General features: G+C 63.6%; 17 protein-coding genes and 1 pseudogene. 11 read left to right on the top strand and 7 right to left on the bottom strand.

The features are described from left to right. Positions 1 to 92 precede the first annotated feature (92 nt). Positions 93 to 1,040 carry an ABC transporter substrate-binding protein gene (locus tag M1B34_RS13820; protein WP_268265422.1) on the bottom strand — a complete coding sequence of 316 codons (948 nt, stop codon included), beginning with the start codon at positions 1,038 to 1,040 and terminating at the stop codon, positions 93 to 95. Between the two features lie 358 nt (positions 1,041 to 1,398). Here M1B34_RS13820 and M1B34_RS13815 point away from each other — a divergent pair, with 358 nt between their 5' ends. From M1B34_RS13815 to M1B34_RS13795, 5 genes are all read left to right on the top strand, one after another. Further along, positions 1,399 to 2,391, top strand: coding sequence for an aliphatic sulfonate ABC transporter substrate-binding protein (locus M1B34_RS13815; RefSeq protein ID WP_123332714.1), 993 nt, complete (start codon positions 1,399 to 1,401; stop codon positions 2,389 to 2,391). 82 nt (positions 2,392 to 2,473) lie between these two features. Further along, on the top strand, positions 2,474 to 3,322 hold the full coding sequence (locus M1B34_RS13810) for an ABC transporter permease (protein WP_123332712.1): 849 nt from the start codon (positions 2,474 to 2,476) through the stop codon (positions 3,320 to 3,322). 3 nt (positions 3,323 to 3,325) lie between these two features. After that, positions 3,326 to 4,039: an ABC transporter ATP-binding protein gene (locus M1B34_RS13805; RefSeq protein ID WP_268265421.1), complete on the top strand. Its 714-nt coding sequence runs from the start codon at positions 3,326 to 3,328 to the stop codon at positions 4,037 to 4,039. Between the two features lie 120 nt (positions 4,040 to 4,159). Continuing rightward, positions 4,160 to 4,321, top strand: a complete 162-nt coding sequence (locus M1B34_RS13800) for a hypothetical protein (RefSeq protein WP_185039232.1) — start codon at positions 4,160 to 4,162, stop codon at positions 4,319 to 4,321. A 53-nt stretch (positions 4,322 to 4,374) separates the two neighbouring features. Beyond that, on the top strand, positions 4,375 to 4,965 hold the full coding sequence (locus M1B34_RS13795) for a helix-turn-helix domain-containing protein (protein WP_259740418.1): 591 nt from the start codon (positions 4,375 to 4,377) through the stop codon (positions 4,963 to 4,965). 83 nt (positions 4,966 to 5,048) lie between these two features. Here the strand turns inward: M1B34_RS13795 and M1B34_RS13790 are convergent, their stop codons facing one another. The 6 genes from M1B34_RS13790 to M1B34_RS13765 form a co-directional block, all read right to left on the bottom strand. After that, entirely contained in the window at positions 5,049 to 5,558 is a 510-nt protein-coding gene (locus tag M1B34_RS13790; RefSeq protein ID WP_268265420.1) for a hypothetical protein, read from the bottom strand. A gap of 336 nt (positions 5,559 to 5,894) precedes the next feature. Next, positions 5,895 to 6,566 carry a methionine ABC transporter permease gene (locus M1B34_RS13785; protein ID WP_279653299.1) on the bottom strand — a complete coding sequence of 224 codons (672 nt, stop codon included), beginning with the start codon at positions 6,564 to 6,566 and terminating at the stop codon, positions 5,895 to 5,897. Then, entirely contained in the window at positions 6,563 to 7,540 is a 978-nt protein-coding gene (locus M1B34_RS13780; RefSeq protein ID WP_123332703.1) for a methionine ABC transporter ATP-binding protein, read from the bottom strand. Before M1B34_RS13780 ends, M1B34_RS13785 begins: the two co-directional genes overlap by 4 nt. Then, entirely contained in the window at positions 7,537 to 8,346 is an 810-nt protein-coding gene (locus M1B34_RS13775; RefSeq protein WP_123332701.1) for a MetQ/NlpA family ABC transporter substrate-binding protein, read from the bottom strand. The genes M1B34_RS13780 and M1B34_RS13775 overlap by 4 nt, the downstream gene beginning before the upstream one ends. A gap of 27 nt (positions 8,347 to 8,373) precedes the next feature. Further along, the gene (locus M1B34_RS13770) at positions 8,374 to 9,411 is read right to left on the bottom strand and encodes an isopenicillin N synthase family dioxygenase (protein WP_123332700.1); all 1,038 of its coding nucleotides are present in this window, start codon (positions 9,409 to 9,411) and stop codon (positions 8,374 to 8,376) included. Positions 9,412 to 9,457: 46 nt separating this feature from the next. Next, a complete protein-coding gene (locus tag M1B34_RS13765) occupies positions 9,458 to 9,673 on the bottom strand; it encodes a TOBE domain-containing protein (protein ID WP_123332697.1) in 216 nt (71 codons plus the stop codon). 304 nt (positions 9,674 to 9,977) lie between these two features. Between M1B34_RS13765 and M1B34_RS13760 the strand changes: the two genes are divergently transcribed. The 6 genes and pseudogenes from M1B34_RS13760 to M1B34_RS13735 all read left to right on the top strand — a co-directional run bounded on the left by M1B34_RS13760 (position 9,978) and on the right by M1B34_RS13735 (position 18,659). Beyond that, on the top strand, positions 9,978 to 10,799 hold the full coding sequence (locus M1B34_RS13760) for an aldo/keto reductase (RefSeq protein WP_268262012.1): 822 nt from the start codon (positions 9,978 to 9,980) through the stop codon (positions 10,797 to 10,799). Positions 10,800 to 11,005: 206 nt separating this feature from the next. Further along, positions 11,006 to 13,837, top strand: coding sequence for an ATP-binding protein (locus M1B34_RS13755; RefSeq protein WP_268265419.1), 2,832 nt, complete (start codon positions 11,006 to 11,008; stop codon positions 13,835 to 13,837). Continuing rightward, positions 13,824 to 15,014, top strand: a complete 1,191-nt coding sequence (gene pvrR / locus M1B34_RS13750; protein ID WP_268265418.1) for a response regulator cyclic di-GMP phosphodiesterase PvrR — start codon at positions 13,824 to 13,826, stop codon at positions 15,012 to 15,014. The genes M1B34_RS13755 and pvrR overlap by 14 nt, the downstream gene beginning before the upstream one ends. Further along, a pseudogene (locus tag M1B34_RS33860) lies at positions 14,989 to 17,226 on the top strand (sensor histidine kinase); the annotation flags it as partial. The gene pvrR and the pseudogene M1B34_RS33860, both read left to right, overlap by 26 nt. Before the next feature lie 449 nt (positions 17,227 to 17,675). After that, the gene (locus tag M1B34_RS13740; RefSeq protein ID WP_341870549.1) at positions 17,676 to 17,936 is read left to right on the top strand and encodes an Hpt domain-containing protein; all 261 of its coding nucleotides are present in this window, start codon (positions 17,676 to 17,678) and stop codon (positions 17,934 to 17,936) included. A gap of 75 nt (positions 17,937 to 18,011) precedes the next feature. Continuing rightward, positions 18,012 to 18,659: a response regulator gene (locus M1B34_RS13735; RefSeq protein ID WP_268265416.1), complete on the top strand. Its 648-nt coding sequence runs from the start codon at positions 18,012 to 18,014 to the stop codon at positions 18,657 to 18,659. Positions 18,660 to 18,693: the final 34 nt, after the last annotated feature.

Below are 18,693 nucleotides of genomic sequence, written 5' to 3'. Positions count from 1 at the left end.
GCCGGAGCAACACCACCACCGGGATGCAACAAAACCCGTAGGAGCCCGGCTTGCCGGCGATGGCGGTTTCGAGGCGGGCGGATTGTTGGGGGTTATTGCGCCAGGGCCTGGGCGAACGAAGGGTCGATGATCGGGGCGGTGGCCAGGGGTGCGGGCAAGGCTTTGACCTTGAACAGGAAATCCGCCGTGCTCTGCAGGTCGCTGGCCGCCTGCGCGTCCACCGGGCCGATGCTCAGGTGGGCCTGGCGCAACCAATGGCGCGAGACATTCTGATCAAGGTTGGCTTTTTTCGCCCACAGGTCAGCGTATTCATCGGTGTGGTTGTCGACCCAGGCCCGGGCCTTTTTCAGGCGCTGCAGAAAGTCGGCGATGGCTTCATGCTTACTCTCAATGGCCGGGGTCGAGGCGGCAATGGCGCTCAGCCCGGGCATCAGGTCCTTGGCGGTGAAGATCGGCCGCGCTCCGGAAAACACGATCTGCTGGGAGATGTAGGGTTCCCAGACCGGAAACGCGTCGATGCTGCCTTGAGGCAAGGCGGCGGCCGCATCGATCGGCATCAGCTTGACGAACTCGACGTAGTCCTCCGGCAAGCCGGCTTTCTCCAGAGCACGCAAGGTCAGTTGCTGGCTCCAGGCACCCGGCCAGTAGGCGACTTTCTTGCCCTTGAGGTCGGCGATGGTTTTCACCGGGGAGTCCTTGGGCACCAGCAAGGCGATGGTGTCGGGGTTTTGCCGCGAGACGCCGATCAGCTTGACCGGCGCCTGTTTGGCCGCCAGGAACAGGAAGCCCGAATCACCGAGGAAGCCAACGTCCAGGGCACCGGTGTTCAGGGCTTCGGCCAGGGGTGCAGCGGCCTGGAAGTGCTTCCATTCGACGCGATAAGGCGCGCCCTCCAGCACCCCGGAGGCCTCCACCGAGGCGCGAATGTTGTAGTAGTTCTGGTCGCCGATATTCAGCACCACCGGGGCCGCGGCCTGCGCCAGAGGCGCCGCAAGCAAGGCACTGGCAAGCAACCCGCGCAGGTGTCGAGAGAGGTTCATGGGGTGATTCCTTGAAAGGGAGGGACGATTTGCATAGACCATAACGCTCTTAGAATCAGATTCTGAAATACGTTTTATGCATAAGCACATAGCCGGTTTTATCGGGGTTCAGTGGGCGCTCAGTTGGGTGGCGATGAGGGTCAAGGCGGAGATGTTGATGGAGCAACAGTGGGTCAACAGACTGTTTGGCGAGCAACAGTTGCCTGGGTTTTGGAGGCTTGCGCGGGGCCCGTGGGCGGCGCTTTGGGGTAAATGGCACAGAGCCTGCAATATTCCTTTTAAGCAGGATTAACTCCTTCTATCCGACTTTTCGGAAATAAGAATATCGCCCTATCGTTGCCTTGCCTGGAGCCGCCCCATGAAAACCACATTTCGCTTTTCCCTCGCCAGCGCCAAGTACCTGATCAGCGCCTGTGCCCTGGCCCTCAGCCTGCAACCCCTGGCCCAGGCGGCGGAAACCGCGCCGGCCGAGGTGCACCTGGACTACGCCTACTATTCGCCGGTCAGCCTGGTGCTCAAGCATTTCGGCTACCTGGAAAAGGCCCTGCCCCAGACCAAGGTCAGTTGGGTACTGAGCCAGGGCAGTAACCGCTCCCTGGAGTACCTCAACAGCGGCGGTGTGGATTTCGCCTCCTCGGCCAGCCTGGCGGCGGTGTTGAGCCGGGCCAATGGCAGCCCGATCAAGTCGGTGTACGTCTACAGCCGCGCCGAATGGACCGCCCTGGTGGTGCGCAAGGACTCGCCGTACCAGAGCATCGCCGACCTCAAGGGCAAGAAGATCGCCGCCACCAAAGGCACCGATCCTTACCTGTTTACCTTGCGCAGCCTGCAACAAGCCGGCCTGAGCAAGGACGACGTGGAGCTGGTGCACCTGCAGCACCCGGATGGCCGCACCGCCCTGGAGAAAGGCGACGTAGACGCCTGGGCCGGCCTCGACCCGCACATGGCCGCCAGCCAGGTACAGGCCGGTTCGCGCCTGCTCTACCGCAACAGCCACTTCAATAGCTACGGCGTGGTCAGCGTCACCGAAAAATACGCCAAGGAGCACCCACAGACCATCCAGACCGTGATCGGCGCTTATGAACAAGCCCGGGAATGGGCACTGAAAAACCCGGCCGAGCTGGCGCAACTGCTGGCCAGTGAATCCGGCCTGCCCCTGGACGTGGCCAAGCTGCAACTGTCGCGCACTGACCTTAATAGTCCGCAATTGAGCGCCCAGGACGTGATTGCCTCCAAGGCCGCCGCGCCGATCCTGGTCTCTGAAGAGCTGGTGCGCCGTGGGGTGAATGTCGATCAGGTGATCGACCAGTTGCTCGACACCGGCGCCAAGGACAGCGTCGCCCGCCAATAACCCTCGCCGTCTGCAGCCGCCGAATCCGCGCTCGTCGCGGATTCGCCGTGGTCGCCACCGCCCGCCGTCATCGGAGAACCCCATGACCAGCAAAAGCAACGACCCGCCCGCACGCCTGGCCCTGCCCGCAACCCGCGCCCTGCCCTCGTCCCTGAGCCCGGCCTGGCGCTTGCGCCTAAAGGGCCTGGCCCTGCCCGTGCTGATTATCCTGGTGCTGGAAATCATCGTGCGCATCGGCTGGCTGCCCGCCTACCAGATGCCCGCCCCCAGCGAGATTGCCGTCACCCTCGGCGACCTGGCCCAGGGCGCCTTGTGGAAACACATCAGCGCCAGCCTGTTGCGGGTGCTGCTGGGCTTTGCCATCGGTGCCAGCCTGGCCCTGGTGTTCGCCGCCTGGGTCGGCCTGAGCCGGGAAGCCGAAGCCTGGCTGGAACCGACCTTCGCCGGCCTGCGCTCGATCCCGAGCCTGGCCTGGGTCCCGCTGTTGCTGCTCTGGCTGGGGATCGACGAAACCTCGAAGATCGTGCTGATTGCCATCGGCGCGTTTTTCCCGGTGTACCTCAATGGCGTGGCGGCGATCCGCAACATCGACCGCAAGCTGGTGGAGGTCGGGCAAATGTACGGCTTCAGTCGCCTGCGGCTGGTGCGCCGGATTCTCCTGCCGGCGGCCCTGCCCGGCCTGTTCACTGGCTTGCGCGCCGGCATGAGCCTGGCCTGGATGTTCCTGGTGGCGGCGGAACTGATTGCCGCCACCAAGGGCCTGGGCTACCTGCTCAGCGACGGTCGCGAAACGTCGCGCCCGGACATAGTGCTGGCCGCGATCATCGTCCTGGCGCTGCTGGGCAAAGTCAGCGACGGCCTGCTCGCCAGCCTGGAAAAACGCTGCCTGGCCTGGCGCGACACCTTCAACGGCCACAACGCCAAGGAATGAGCCATGAGTGAACACCTGCTGGACATCCGGGTCGAGCGCAAGACCTTCGCCACGACCACGGTGCTGAACAACATCCACCTGCAACTGCGCCCCCGAGAGGCCGTGAGCCTGCTGGGCCCCAGCGGTTGCGGCAAAAGCACCCTGCTGCGCATCGTCGCCGGCCTGGAGCAAGACTTTCAGGGCCAACTGCAGAGCCACGCCACGCAAGTGGCCTTCGTGTTCCAGGAGCCTCGGCTGATGCCCTGGCTGACGGTGGAACAGAACATCGGCTTCAGTGCCGATCGCGATTACGACCGCGCCTGGGTTGCGCAATTGATTGAAGAAGTCGGCCTCGGCGGTTTTGCCGGGGCCCTGCCCAAGGCGCTCTCGGGGGGCATGGCGCAGCGTGTGGCGATTGCCCGCGGCCTGTATTCACGGCCCCAGGTGTTGCTGCTGGACGAGCCCTTCAGCGCCGTGGATGCCTTTACCCGGATGAAACTCCAGGACCTGCTGCTGCAATTGGCCGACCACCACGCTATCGCCCTGCTGCTGGTGACCCATGACGTCGACGAGGCGCTGTACCTGAGCGACCGGGTGCTGGTGATGGACAATCGTCCCAGCACCATTCGCCGCGACCTGGCGGTGGACCTGGCTCACCCCCGGGATCGGCGCGACCCGTTGCTGGCCAATCTCAAGGCCCTGGCGCTGACCGAATTGCACCGCGCCCAAGTGATTTGAGGCGCGGCCGCACTAAGACCCAAAAGGAATTAATAAATAAAAAATCAGTATTTATCGTTATAAAAATATCCACGTACTCTCAGTTCATCCCGTCCATTGGTCACCACAGTGAAGTGCCTTATGAAATCGACTGACAAGGTTATCGACCTCGCCCAATTCCGCAAACGCAAGCAGGCGCAGCAACAGGCACGGGCCATGTGGGAAATGTATGCACGCAACGCCGGTTTCCAGGTCATGCAGTGGGTCCAGGCCAGCCGCACCATCGAGACCCGTCTCGGGTGAACGCCCAAGACCCGTCGCGCTTTCTGGCCAGCGTCGATGAGCCCGCCCTGGAGTTGAAGGCCTTGGAAGCCCAGGAAGAAGACCCGATCAGCGCCCGGGTTGCGCAGAACCTGCAGCGCCTGCGGGGCAAGCGCCAGTTGTCCCTGGACGCCCTGGCCCGCCAGTCCGGGGTCAGCCGGGCGATGCTGGCGCAGATCGAATCCGGCCGCAGCGTGCCGTCGATCAAAGTGCTGTGCAAGATTGCCAAGGCCCTCAAGGTGTCCGTGGCAGCCTTTCTTGAACAGCGTTCGTTCGATGGTGTGGCCCTGCTCTCGGCGAGCCAGAGCAAGCGTCTGGTGAGTGCCAACGGCGCCTTTGTCAGCCGCGCCCTGTTCCCGTTCGATACCGCACGGCAATCGGAATTCTACGAATTGCGCCTCAGCCCCCTGGGCGAGGAGTTCTCCGAAGGCCACGGCCCCGGGGTCCAGGAGAACCTGGTGGTGTCCCAGGGGGTGCTGGAGATCAGCGTCAACGACGAACGCTACCTGCTGTCCACCGGCGACTCGATCCTGTTCTACGCCGACCAGCCCCACCGCTACCGCAACCCGGCCGACAGCGAAGCCGTGGCCTACCTGGTGGTGACCCACCCGGAACGCCTGGACTGAGCCCGCCGCCGTAAATCACAGACACGAAAAAGCCCGGCGGGATAACCCCAGCCGGGCTTTGTGCTTTCAGCCGCTGCGATGTATCAGCAGGTGCAGCACATCATCGGCATGCCGTTGCAGCTCATCATCATCGGCATGCTGCAGTCGTTCATCATTTTCATCATCAGGGTGCAGCAGTTCTTCATCATGTCCATGTTCATGCCGGCCATCGGCATGATTTTGCACATCATGCCGTCGGCCATCATGGTGCATTCCATCACGCACTTCATCGACGGCATGGGCATGCCCATCATCGGCATTGGCATCATCATGTTCATCATCGGCATGCTCATGGCCGACTGGGACATGCACATCATGCTCATGTTGCCGCAGTGCATCATCATCGGCATGCCGCAGTTCATCATCATCTGCATCATTTCAGCGCTGTTCTTGAACATCGCCATGTCCATGCCAGCGGCCGGCATCATCTTGCACTGCATGCCGTCGTCCATCATTTCGCAGGTCATGGTCGCCATCATCACCGGCATGCCCATCATCGGCATCATCGGCATGGTGTTGTTCATCGGCATTGGCATTTGCATGGCGTTCATCATGGTGTGGCTCCCTGAAGCTTGGATAGTCGGATCAAGCGAATGGAGCCGATTCTAGGGACTGGCCCGAGAGCAGCAAGATGGCGGTCCAGCGACGTCGATGGATGTTGCGGCGGGGGTAATCGGTGTGGCGGTGGCGAGAATATCCGCTATAACGCGCAATTCTCCTTCATGACGGAGAAGGCGGTGTTTGTGACCGATATTCCGGCGCTATAGATATGCCTTTGCACGCTATGCACATAACCTAAAGAAATAATCGATCTAACCCGGCCGACGTTTTTCCTCGATCTCGCCGGGCAGCGCTACGAAAAGACCAGAAACGCCTCTAGGCCGACCCTTTCAGCGGCGATGAGCCAGGGAACGCACCAGGCGGTCCCCCAGGCTTTGCACGCCCTGGACCAGCAACACCAGGACCACCACCGTGGCCACCATCACTTCATTGTTGAAGCGCTGATAGCCGTAGCGGATCGCCAGGTCGCCGAGGCCGCCGCCACCGATAACCCCGGCCATGGAGGAAAAGCCGATCAGCATCACCAGGGTCAGGGTCAACCCCGCCAACAGCGCCGGCAAGGCTTCGGGCAGCAGTACCTTGAGGATCACGTGGCGAATGTCGCCGCCCATGGCGAGGATTGCTTCGATGCGGCCCTTGTCCACTTCGTCCAGGGCGTTTTCGACGATCCGGGCAAAAAACGGAAAGGCTCCGATGGTGATCGGCACCACCGCCGCCGTGCTGCCCAGGGTGGTGCCCACCACCAGCCGAGTCAGGGGAATCAGGGCAATCAACAGCACCACAAAAGGCAGGGAGCGGCCCAGGTTGACCAGGCTGCCGAGGCTTGCGTTGAGCCGGGGCAGCGGATACAAGCCGCCGCGCCGGCTGATAAACAGCAACACCCCCAGGGGCAGGCCGATCAGCAAGGTAAAGAGCCCGGCCAGCAACACCATGTACAGGGTTTCGCCGGTGGCATTGAGTACCAGTTGAAGAATTTCATTCCAGTCGATGGTGCGATTCATAGACGCTCCGCGCGCACGCCGCGCTGCTTGAGAAAGGCCACCACCTGGGCCAGCTTGCGCCCGTCACCCGGCTCGCGCAGGGCCACGCGCAGGCGCCCGACCTGGCGCCCGCCGATGACCTCGACGCCGCTGCCGAGCAAGTCCAGCTCCAGGCCCTGGCTGGCCAGCTCCTGGAACACCGGTGCCGCCCGTTGCTGGTCGAAAAAGGTCAGCTCCGCCACCGCCTGCTCGCCCCCCAGGGGCCGGGTGTAGCCCGGCAACAAGGAACGACCGAGGCTGGAGTCGGGGTCGGCCAGCAGTTCGCCGATGGGCCCGGCCTCGAGCAAACGGCCATTGGCCAGGGCGGCCACGTGGTCACAGATCGACTTGACCACGTCCAGTTCGTGGGTGATCAGCACGATGGTCAGGCCGAGCTGGCGGTTGATGTCGCGCAGCAGTTGAAGAATCGATGCCGTGGTTTCCGGGTCCAGGGCGCTGGTGGCCTCGTCCGACAATAGATAGGCCGGACGCGCCGCCAGGGCCCGGGCAATGCCGACCCGTTGCTTCTGGCCCCCGGACAGCTGGGAAGGAAAGGCCTCGGCCTTGTCGGCCAGGCCCACCAGGTCCAGCAATTCCAGAACCCGCGCCCGCCGCTGGGGCTTGCCGAGGCCGGCGATTTCCAGGGGCACGGCGATGTTATCGAACACGTTGCGCGAGTGCAGCAGGTTGAAGCCCTGGAAAATCATGCCGATGCGCTGGCGCTGCAAGCGCAGGGCCGAGTCGGACAGGGCCGTGAGGTCCTGCCCATCGAGCAGGATGCGCCCGCTGTCGGGGCGCTCGAGCAAGTTGAGGCAACGCAGCAAGGTCGACTTGCCGGCGCCGCTGCGCCCGAGAATGCCGTACACGGCGCCGTCGGGGATGCTCAGGGACACCTGGTCCAGGGCAGCGGGCTGCCCCGGGCCATAGCGTTTGCTCAACTGCTCGATCTGGATCATGGCTGGCTGCTCACCACCGGGATCACCGAACCTGAGTAGTGCTCGGTGATGAACTGGGCGACCTGGGGCGAATTGAGGTCCTTGGCCAACTGTTTGATGCGCGGATCGTCCTGCAGCTTGGGCGTGGTCACCAGGATATTGGCGTACGGGTTGTTCTTCGCCTTCTCCAGGCCCAAGGCGTCCTTGGCCGGCACCAGCCCGGCTTCCAGGGCGTAGTTGCCGTTAATGACCGCCAGGTCCACGTCATCCAGGGCCCGAGGAATCTGCGGCGACTCGATTTCGAGGATCTTCAGTTGCTTGGGGTTCTCGGCAATGTCCTTGGGGGTGGCCTGGTCGGTAGAGGGATCGTTGAAACCGGCCTTGAGCTTGATCAGGCCATTGTCCTGCAGCAGGTACAGGGCGCGGCTGAGGTTGGTGACGTTGTTGGGCACCGCCACCGTGCCTTTTTGCGGCACCTGGTCGAAGCTTTTATGGCGATGGGAATAAATGCCCAGGGGCTCGATGTGCACGGTCGCCGCGACGGCCAGTTTCTGACCCAGGGCCTGCTCCTGGGACTTGAGGTACGGCAGGTGCTGGAAGTAGTTGGCGTCCACGTCGCCATGGACCAACAGCTCGTTGGAGTTCACGCCGTTGGGAATCTCGATGACCTTGAGGTTGAGCTGCGGGTCGAGCTTCTGCACGTAAGCCAGGATCTGCGCGTGGGGCACCGGGTCGGCGGCCACACGCAGCGGTTCACTGGCGCTGGCGGCAAACGAAGTCAACAGCCCGGCCACCACCGCCAGGGTCAATGCGGTTTTTTTCAGCATGAGAATAGTCCTTGATCAAATGAGGGGTCAGGCGGTCTGGGCGTTGGGCACCAGGGCATCGGCATAAAAACGTTGGGCCACATCGGGGTGGGAACGCAGGCGGCCTTTGAGGTAGTTCCAGCCCACGTCGCGAAACAACGGGTTGTCAGGGTCGCTGGCCGGGCCCCGGGCTTCGCGCAGCAAGGCGGTGGGCAGCGGGTACAGCGGCACCACGGCATCCAGTTGGGCACCCAGGAAAAACGCAATCGACAAACGCTCCTGGCCCAGGGCCGGCGACAGCACCCGGTGCACCGTGGCCCGCAGGTAGCCGTTGGTGGCCAGTTCCAGCAGTTCGCCGATGTTCACCACCAGGGCGTTGTCCCGGGGCAGCGCGTCGATCCAGCGGCCCTCCTCGATCTCGACCTGCAGCCCGGCCTGCCGGTCTTGCAGGAGGAAACTCAGGAACCCTGAATCCTTGTGGGCGCCGACGCCCTGGTGACTGGCGTCGTCGGCCTGCCCCGGGTAGCGCATCAGCTTGATGTGTTCGTTGGGACGCTCGCCGTATAGCGGGTCGAAAGCGTCGGCGGGCAGTGCCAGGGCCTCGGCGAACGCCCGCAGCAGGCGCAGCGACATGGCGGTCATTGCCTGTTGCCAGGCCAGCAGCAGCGGCTTGAGTTGAGGCAGCGCCTCGGGCCATTGATTGGGGCCCTGCAAGCGAGCCCAATGGGGGCTTTCAGGGGTCAGTTCGAGGGCCGGGCGTTCGGCGCCAAGGTCGAACTGTTCACGTAAATCCGGGCGACCGCGGGTGATCTCCGAGGCAGGGCGGTTGTAGCCGCGAAAGTGCGCCGAGTTGACCATGGCCACGGCGTTTTTCTCGCTGTCCGGCAGGGCGAAGAATTGCCGGGCCTGGTCCTGCACCTGGCTCAGCAGGCCCGCGTCGATACCGTGGCCGGTGAGGTAAAAGAAGCCGACATCCCGCGCCGCATGGCGCAGCTCGTCGAGGAACGCCTGGCGCTGCGTCGCCGTGCCATCGAGCAAGGCGAGGTCCAGTACAGGCAAGGCGGTGATGTCCAGTGACTGCGGCATGTTTCACTCCACTGTGAGTTGCAGGCGTCCTTGAGAGCAGCCGCCGTCAGAGTTTGGCGATGGACACTTCGGTGGATTTGACGAAGGCGATGACTTCGCTGCCGATCTTCAGCTCCAGGTCGCGCACCGAGCGGGTGGTGATCACCGAGGTGACGATGCCGGAAGCGGTCTGCACGTCGATTTCGGACACCACTTCGCCCTGGTGGATTTCCTTGATCACGCCTTTGAACTGGTTGCGTACGTTGATGGCTTTGATGGTCATGTCGGGCATTCCTGTGTGGAGTTGAGTACCGGTGGGCTAGAAGCCTCTGGTGCTAAAGGTGCACCCTTGCCGCTCGATTTTAAAGGAATAAATAATTAGTATTTTATTCCATAAAAGAATAACAAGAACCAAGATTTTGCCCGTCGGATCAGCCTCGGCCTGCCCTGCCTGCCGCCGGCCAGGGGGTATTCAAGGTGCTGTCCAAGGCCCTTGACGCCTCGGTCGGGCATCGCTCAGCAACGCTTGACCGGATGCCGGGCCTTTGTTTCCCTGAGGGCCTTGAAGCGTAGATGGGAGAACGGTGATGCGAACGCTGCAATTGGCCGGGGCCCAAGTCCCCGTGCTGGGCCAGGGCACCTGGCGCATGGGCGAGGACCGCCGGCAACGCCCCCGGGAAGTCGCAGCCTTGCGCAACGGCATCGACCTGGGCATGACCTTGATCGACAGCGCCGAAATGTATGGCGAAGGCGGCGCTGAACAGGTGGTGGGCGAAGCCATCGCCGGCCTGCGTGAGCGGGTGTTCCTGGTGAGCAAGGTGTACCCGCACAACGCCAGTCGCGGGGGCATTCCCAAAGCGTGCGAAGGCAGCCTGCGCCGTCTCGGCACCGACTACATCGACCTCTACCTGCTGCACTGGCGCGGGCAGTACCCGCTGGCTGAAACCGTCGAGGCCTTCGAGCGCCTGCGCGAACAAGGCAAGATCGGCCGTTGGGGCGTGTCCAACTTCGACGTCGCCGACCTGGAGGAACTCGACGCCCCCGCCTGCGCGACCAATCAGGTGCTGTACAACCTGGAAGCGCGCGGGATCGAGTTCGACCTGCTGCCCTGGTGCCAGCAACAAGCAATGCCGTTGATGGCCTACTGTCCGATCGGCCAGGGCGGTGCGCTGCTGGCCGAGCCACTGATGCAGCAGATCGCCACGCGCCATGGCGCCACCCCGGCCCAGGTCGCCCTGGCCTGGCTGCTGCGCCAGGACGGTGTGATCGCCATTCCCAAGGCCACCCAACCGGCCCACGTTGCCCTGAATGCCGCAGCCGCCGACCTGCAACTGGCCCCCGAGGATTGCCTGGCCCTGGATCAGGTGTTCAAGGCCCCACAACGCAAGCAACGCCTGGAAATGGTCTAGGCCGCTCAGAACTTGCCGATTGGCCCGCTGGACCGATCACCGATAAAACCGGGCCAAGGCCTTGGGGCGGCGGTGAAACTTCAAAGCGGGTCAGCGAAGATTCGCTGACACCCATTCACAAAAAAGTTCATCAACCCCCTGAGAATACTGAAGTTTTAAGAATTGTCTGATCCCGTGTTGGGCATGCTCGCCAGTAAAGTTGGCGCATGAGATTAAAAAGCTACCTACCTCAGATCAATCCTCTCTTTTCCAGTCCCGAAGCAGCCCGCAGGCTGCTTCGGCTCGTTGCGTTGATTTTTCTGATGGGCATCCTCGGCGCGGTCTACAACTTTCTGCGCTCGACCATCAACACCGACCTGTCCCAGCGCCGTAGCTACATGAGCAGCGCGATTGCCGAAGCCCAGGCTTTTTTCACCAGCCGCGAAGCCCTGTTGGAAAGCCTGAGCCTGTCGGCCGTCCACCAATCCGCCAAGGACAGCAGCACCGGCTACACCGGCTCCAGCGAGGAAATCCACCTGCGACTGGGGGATGCACGCGGCAAGCAATGGGGCCTGTGGCTGACCCAGCGCATGCGCGACTACCTGAAAGACCAACAACTCAACCTGCTCTATGTGCGCCCGGGCGAAACCCCGTCGGTGCAGTACCTGTTCAGTGCCACACCGGGGCCCAAGGCCTTGTCCCCGGTGTTGCTGAACAGCCTGGGCGCCCTGACACCCGGGGCCCCGCCCAGCAGCGATGAACGCTGGCTGATGGATCCGTCTGTGCCCTCCTCCCCGCTGTACATCTTCACCCCCCTCGACGAGCGCTTTCCGGACTCTGGCTGGCTCGGCCTGGAGATGGACAGCCACAACGTCTCCAGCGCCCTGAGCGATCAAAGCGCCGGGGATTTCATGATGTTCAACGCCCAGGGCGCGCTGATTTTCACCAGCACCCCGGGCGACGCCCTGAGCCAGGCGGTGCAACAGATCGAAGGCGGCAGCTTTTTCGGTTTCGTCGGCGACCACGGCTGGCCCGATCACCTGGTGATTCGCAAGCAGCTCGGCACCTCGGACTGGCAACTGGTCTATGCCTTTGACCTGAGCCACCTGCTCCAGGCCCTGTGGCCGAAGTGCCTGGGCGCGCTGCTGTTCAGCCTGCTGAGCATCAGCCTGATCGTGCTGCTGACCCGCCGGGTCGAGCAACGCCTGATTGCCCCCGCCATGCACCGCCTGCAGGCGCTGATCGAAAGCGAAGCCTTCAGCCGTGACGTGATCCAGATCGCCCCGGTGGCCCTGTGTGTGCTGCGTCGCAGCGATGGCCGTGTGGTGCTGGAGAACACTCTTTCGCAACAGTGGCTGGGCAGCGGTGCGGAACGTGACCCGCTCTGCGCCGCCTGGATCGAGCAAGCCTTCGACCCCGGCCGTCCCAACCGTTCGGATTACTTTGAAACCGCCGCCGGGCGCCACCTCTACCTGAGTTCCGCGCCCACCCGCTACAAAGGCGAGGACGTGCTGTTCTGTGCCTTCAGCGACATCAGCACGCGCAAGGAAATCGAGGCGGCCCTGGAAGAGGCCAAGCGCCTGGCCGACACCGCCAACGAAGCCAAGACCCTGTTCCTGGCCACCATGAGCCATGAAATCCGCACGCCGCTGTATGGCGTGCTGGGCACCCTGGAGCTGCTCTCGCGCACCGAACTGGACAATCAGCAGCGGGACTACTTGCGGGCCATCGAGGGTTCGTCGGCGACCTTGCTGCAGTTGATCTGCGACGTGCTGGACGTCTCCAAGATCGAGGCCGGACAACTGGCTCTGGAACTCAGCGAATTCTCATCCCTGGACCTGGTCCACGAGATCATCCAAGGCTACGCCGCGGCGGCCCAGGCCAAGGGCCTGCAGTTCTATGCCTGCATCGAACCACAACTGCCCGAGACCCTGATCGGCGACCTGACACGCATCCGGCAGATCCTCAGCAACCTGCTGAACAACGCGGTGAAGTTCACCGACTCAGGGCGCATCGTCTTGCGGGTTCGGGTCGAGGATCGCGACGGCGAACGCTTGAGCATCCTCTGGCAGGTGTCCGACACCGGTCGCGGCATCAACCAGGATGACCAGGCGCTGATTTTCCAACCCTTCTACCAGACCGAGGGCAATACCAACGTGATCGCCGGCACCGGCCTGGGCCTGCCGATCTGCCAGCGCCTGACCCAATTGATGAATGGCGATATCCGCATGGTCAGCGAGCTCGGCCTGGGCAGCAGTTTCACCCTGACCCTGCCCCTCGAAGCCTCGCCGCCAAAACCCCAGCCCCACGGCCTGGGCCGCTTGCAGCCGGAGATGATCTACGTGGTCTCAGCGGTGCGCGAGCTGGCCGAGTCGGTGGCCGGCTGGCTGCGGCGCTGGGGGGCCCGGGCCCAGCTCAGCCTGCCAAGCCCGACCGATCGCAGCCAGGGCAACGTGCTGATCGAGCTGCACCCGGGCATGCTGGAGCATCCCTTGCAGCCTGGCTGGAGCGGACCGCGGATCCTCGCCAGCGGCGATGGCCACAACGAACCCCAGGTTCAGGACAACTGCTGGCAGGTCAACACCAATAACCTGCGGGCCATCCACCAGGCCGTCAGCCAGGCCCAGGGTGTGTGGGTGGCCAAGAGCGAGGAACACAGCGACGCTCGCGAGCTGAGGAAACTCAACCTGCATGTGCTGGTGGCCGAAGACAACGTCATCAACCAGCTGATTCTCAAGGACCAGTTGGAAGAACTGGGCTGCTCGGTAGAACTGGCGTCCAACGGTGCAGAGGCCTTGTCCATCTGGCAAACCGGCCAGTTCGACGTGATTTTGACCGACGTCAACATGCCCCGGCTCAACGGCTACGAACTGACCGTCGAACTGCGCCGCCAAGGCTGCACGACCCCGATCATCGGCGCCACGGCCAATGCCATGCGCGGAGAGGAAGAGCTGTGCCTGGCCGCCGGAATGGACCACTGCCTGGTCAAACCTTTTGCCTTGCGCGCGCTGTTCAATTACCTGGCGCCCTATGAACGAGCCTCCCATGAAACCCTCTAGCATTTTGATTGTTGAAGACCAGCCATTCCAATTCATGTACCTGCAGCACCTGTTCAATGAACTGGGGAGCTATCAGCTGGAGGTCGCCCACAACGGTGAAGAGGCGCTCAAATGCATCAAGCGGCGGCACTTCGACCTGGTGCTCACCGACCTGCTGATGCCGGGCATGGACGGCGTGCAATTTATCCAGGGCCTGGCCACCCAGCATTCAAAGCCGGCCCTGGCGATCATGAGCGCGTCCTCGCGGCGCATGCTGATGGGCGCCAGCCTGGTGGCGCGCAACCTCGGGGTCACGGTGATCGGGCTGATTTCCAAGCCGGTGAACCTGGCGGCCCTGAGCAACCTGATCGCCCAGTTGAAGCGCCTGGAACCCGACGACAGCGCGGCGCCGATCCGCCTGGAGATCAGCCGCGAAAAACTGCTCGGGGCCCTGCACAGCCAGCAGCTGCAAGCCTGGTTCCAGCCGAAGAAAGCCTTGGCCAACGGGCGTATCGTCGCCGCCGAAGCGCTGGTGCGCTGGGTCCATCCGCAACACGGCCCGCTGCTGCCACAACACTTTCTGCCGGCGTTGATCGAGCACGACCTGGAAGAGCAACTGCTGTGGCTGATGCTCGAGCACGCCCTCCAGGCACAGCAAGCCTGGCGCCTGGAAGGCTACGAGGTGCCGGTGTCGATCAATCTGCCCACCCATTTGCTCAGCAGCCACGACCTGGCCGATCGCCTGTACGACTTCGTCATTGAGCGGCGCGGGGTGCCCGGCAAGCTGTGCTTCGAACTGATGGAGTGTTCGATTCCCGATGACATCAGCCACTTCTACGCCGGCGCCTGCCGCCTGCGGATCAAGGGCTTTGGCTTGTCCCAGGACGACTTCGGCAAGGGCTACAGCTCCTACCTGAACCTGGTGTCGGCGCCCTTCACCGAACTGAAGATCGACCGCTGCCTGGTCCAGGGCTGCGACCACAACGAAGAACTGGCCCAGGCCTTGACCAGCATCATCACCCTCGGGCGCCAACTGGGCCTGACCGTGGTCGCCGAAGGTGTGGAGACCGCTGAGGAACTGGCCCTGCTGCGCAAGATCGAGTGCACCCAGGTCCAGGGTTTTCTGATTTCCCAAGCGGTGTCGGCACAACAGTTTCAGCAACTGCTGAACCATGACGGGCCCGCCACGCTGTATTAGCCCACCCCCCGATCCCCAACCACTCCCCGCTGCAAACCTCGGCTTCCGTCAGGTTCTGCAGGTCGCGCCCCTTCATGTGTTTTGGAACCCCGTCATGTCAGACAGCAACACCCTCCTGGAGCACCTGACTCGCCGTTCAATGCACCTGAACAGGGGCTTGCTGGCCGTGCTGGGGCTGGCCCTGTCACTCTTCGCCGTCCTCTACGGGAGCACCCAGCGTCTGCTCGACGAACAACACAGCCGCGCCCGGCTGCACTTCACCCACCTGATGGAAAACATCCATGAACAGGAGCGTTTCCTCCGGCACGCCGCAGCGCAGCAGGCCGCCCACACCACAGGCGGGAACGGCGAGCGGGCTCTTAACCCGCAAGGCCCGGCCCCCCGACAAGGGCCGAGCACAGGGCAATACTCGCCACCGCCCTACGCCAGCCCCTTCAGCCTGCACGTCAACCCGCAGCAGCCAACGGCCAGCGAGCTGCCCAAGGTCTTCGCCACCGGCCTGCACTTGTCGAACCTGTACCGGGCCTTCTGGTCGGCTTCCCCGTACCCGGCGCCACGCAGTGTGTTGTTCAACAGCTACGGCCGCTTCGACTTCAGCGTGCCGGTGGCCGGCCCACCACAGGGCCATCCTGGCCCGGCAGGCGAACCCGATCCCGAAGTGCTGGAGCGGCGGCTGCGCCATCGGTTGGTGACGGGCAATGGCGCCGCGGGCAACCCGGTGCAGTGGGAAACCTACGCACCAGCGGCAGGCGAACACACCGGGTTCAACGTGCTGGCGTACGTCCAACTGCACCTGAAGGACGAGCACCCGCACACCCTGGGCGGCACCCGGCGGATGGTGCTGGCGTCGCTGTTGAACCTGGATCACGCCAATCACATCGAGGGGTTGATGGCCCGTTCGATGTACAACCACTTCACCCTGATCGCCCCCTCCGGCAAGGTCCTGGTGGGCCCTGGCCCGGCCGCCGAGGGCCTGCACGAAGGCCTGAACCTGGGGCTGCACGGCCTGACCTACCAAATCTCCAGCGACACCGCCAACCCTTGGGTCGCGCTGTACAGCCTCAGCCACGGCAACGACCTCGGTTATGCACGGTGGGCCTGCGTAGGCCTGGGGGGTTTGGGGTTGATCGCCTTGATCGGCGGTTGGCGGGCCAGCCGCTGGTACCGCAAGCGGATCCTCGTCCCGACGCGACAGGCCCAGCAATGCATCGCCGACAGCGAGGCCTTCAGCCAGGTGCTGATCGACACCGCGCCCACCGGCCTGTGCGTGGTGCGCCGACGCGACCGCAAGGTGCTGCTGGAAAATCGCCAGGCCCAAGCGTGGCAAAGCACGGCAAAACTGGTGGCGTTGCTCGACCGCGATCCGCAACGGGCCGACGCCGGCGAAACCCAGGTTGAAATCGACGGCCGCCCGCTGCAGGTGGGCTTTGTGACCAGTCGCTACCAGGGCCAGGAGGTGCTGCTGTGCGCCTTCAACGACATGACCCCGCGCCTCGAAGACGCGGCCCTACTGGCACAGGCCCAGCGTTCGGCAGGCGCGGCCAGCGAGGCCAAGGCCCTGTTCCTGAACACCATGAGCCATGAAATACGCATCCCGCTGCACAGCGTTCTGAACACCCTCGAGTTGATCGGCCTGACGCCCCTGGACCGTCGCCAGCAGGATTACCTGCACACCATTCAGCGCTCCTCCAGCACCCTGTTCCAGTTGATCAGCGACGTGCTGGATGTGGCGAAGATCGACGCTGGGCAGATGGCCCTCGAGCCGGCGCCGTTCTGCCCCCTGGACCTGATCGAAGACTGCCTGCACCGCTACGCCGCCTGCGCCGAGCGCAAAGGCCTGCGGCTGTATGCCTGCCTCGACCCGCGCCTGCCCAACCTGTTGCACGGCGACGCCACTCGGCTGCGGCAGATCCTCGATCATCTGCTGAGCAATGCCATCAAGTTCACCGACACCGGGCGGGTGGTGCTCCGGGCCAGGGTGCTGGGACACCAGGACACGCAGGTGCGCCTCGAATGGCAGGTCACCGACACCGGCATCGGTATTGCCGGCAGCGAGCAGCCGAAAGTCTTCGATCCGTTTTACCAAGTGCGCGAGCCCAGCCGCGAGGCCGGTGCCGGGCTCGGCCTGGCCATCGGCCGCAGCCTGAGCACGATGATGGGCGGGACCATGAGCCTGACCAGCGACCCCGGCCTGGGCAGCAGTTTTTCCCTGCGCCTGAGCCTGAGCGCCCTGCCCGGCCCGTTGCCCGACGCCCAGGTGCCGCCTGCCAGCCAGGGGGTCTACGTTCGCGCCCCGGTGCCGGAGCTGATGCAAAGCACCTGCGACTGGCTCGAGCGGCTGGGCGTCACCGCCCACCCGCTCCCGCCCACCTGGGACCCGCCGGCCCAGCGCACAGTGCTGGTGGACTTGCTGCCCGGCCCCAACCTGCGCCCCTGGCCGGGCCCCTGCATCCGAGCGCTAAGCCCGGGCCGTGCGCTCGGCGCCCCGATACGGGCCAAGACGTGGACGCCTACGACATACGCGCCATCGCCCGGGCGGTGTCCCTGGCCCAACGCGGCCAGCCCCTGGACACGCCCCTGCTGGAACACGCCACGGCGACTCCGCTGGCGCCCGTGCCGGAGCCGGAGCCGGAGCAAGACAGCCTGCAGGTCCCGCCGAGGATGCGCGGCCTGTTTGTGCGCACCATGCGCGAGGACATGCGCCAAGTCAGCGCCGCCCTCGACCAGGGCAACAGCCAGGTCGCCGCCGAGTGCTTGCACAGGATCGCCGGAGCCATGGGCGCAGTTCGGGCCACGGACATGGCGAGGATCGGTGCCGAGCTCGAATGCCGGTTACAGGAGACGCCGCTGAGCGCGGCCTTGAGCCTTGAAGTGCAGCATTTGCTGGGGCGGATCGACGAGCTGATGGTGGCGCTTGAATAATGAAACGCAGGGGTTAATGTACCGACAGTTTGCGTATTTTTTTACCAATCAACGTAATACACGGGTGTGTGTCTCATGAAAAAAATGAAAGTTGTCATCGCCGACGATCACCCCATTGTGCTGCTGGGGGTTCGGGAGTTGATGGAGCGCGACGATCGTTTTGAGATCGTGGGTGAGGCGGTCTGCTCCAAAGGCGTGATCGAACTGCTGGAAAGCCAGCCAGTGGACATCCTCATCACCGACTACAACATGCCCGGGGACTCGCCCTACGGCGATGGCCTGAAGCTGGTGGAGTACCTCAAGCGCAACTACCCGCGGCTGCACATCCTGATCCTGACCATGATTTCCAATCAATTGATCCTCACCCGCCTGCACGAACTGGGGGTGGCTGGGGTGATCCAGAAAAGCCAACTGCACGAGGAAATCCAGACCGCCCTCAAGACCATTGCCCAGAAAGGCACCTACCGCAGCCTGGAACCGGCAGCCAACTCGGTGATGGAGTCCAACATGGACATCGACGCCCGCTTCTCCACCCTGTCGCCCAAGGAGTTTGAAATACTCCGGCTGTTCGTCTCCGGCAAAAGCGTCAGCGACATTGCCCGCACCCAGCATCGCAGCGCAAAAACCATCAGCGCGCAAAAGATCTCGGCCATGCGCAAGCTGGAGGTGCAAAGCGACCAGGACCTGCTGGCCTACTGCATTGGCCGCAATATTTTCAACTGAACTTCGGTGCCCCGGCCTGGACGGAAAGAGAAAC

It is taken from the genome of Pseudomonas morbosilactucae (genome assembly GCF_023241715.1).
GTDB lineage: Bacteria > Pseudomonadota > Gammaproteobacteria > Pseudomonadales > Pseudomonadaceae > Aquipseudomonas > Aquipseudomonas morbosilactucae.
Note: the sequence above shows the minus strand (reverse complement) of the source record. Positions and strands in the feature narration are given on the sequence as shown.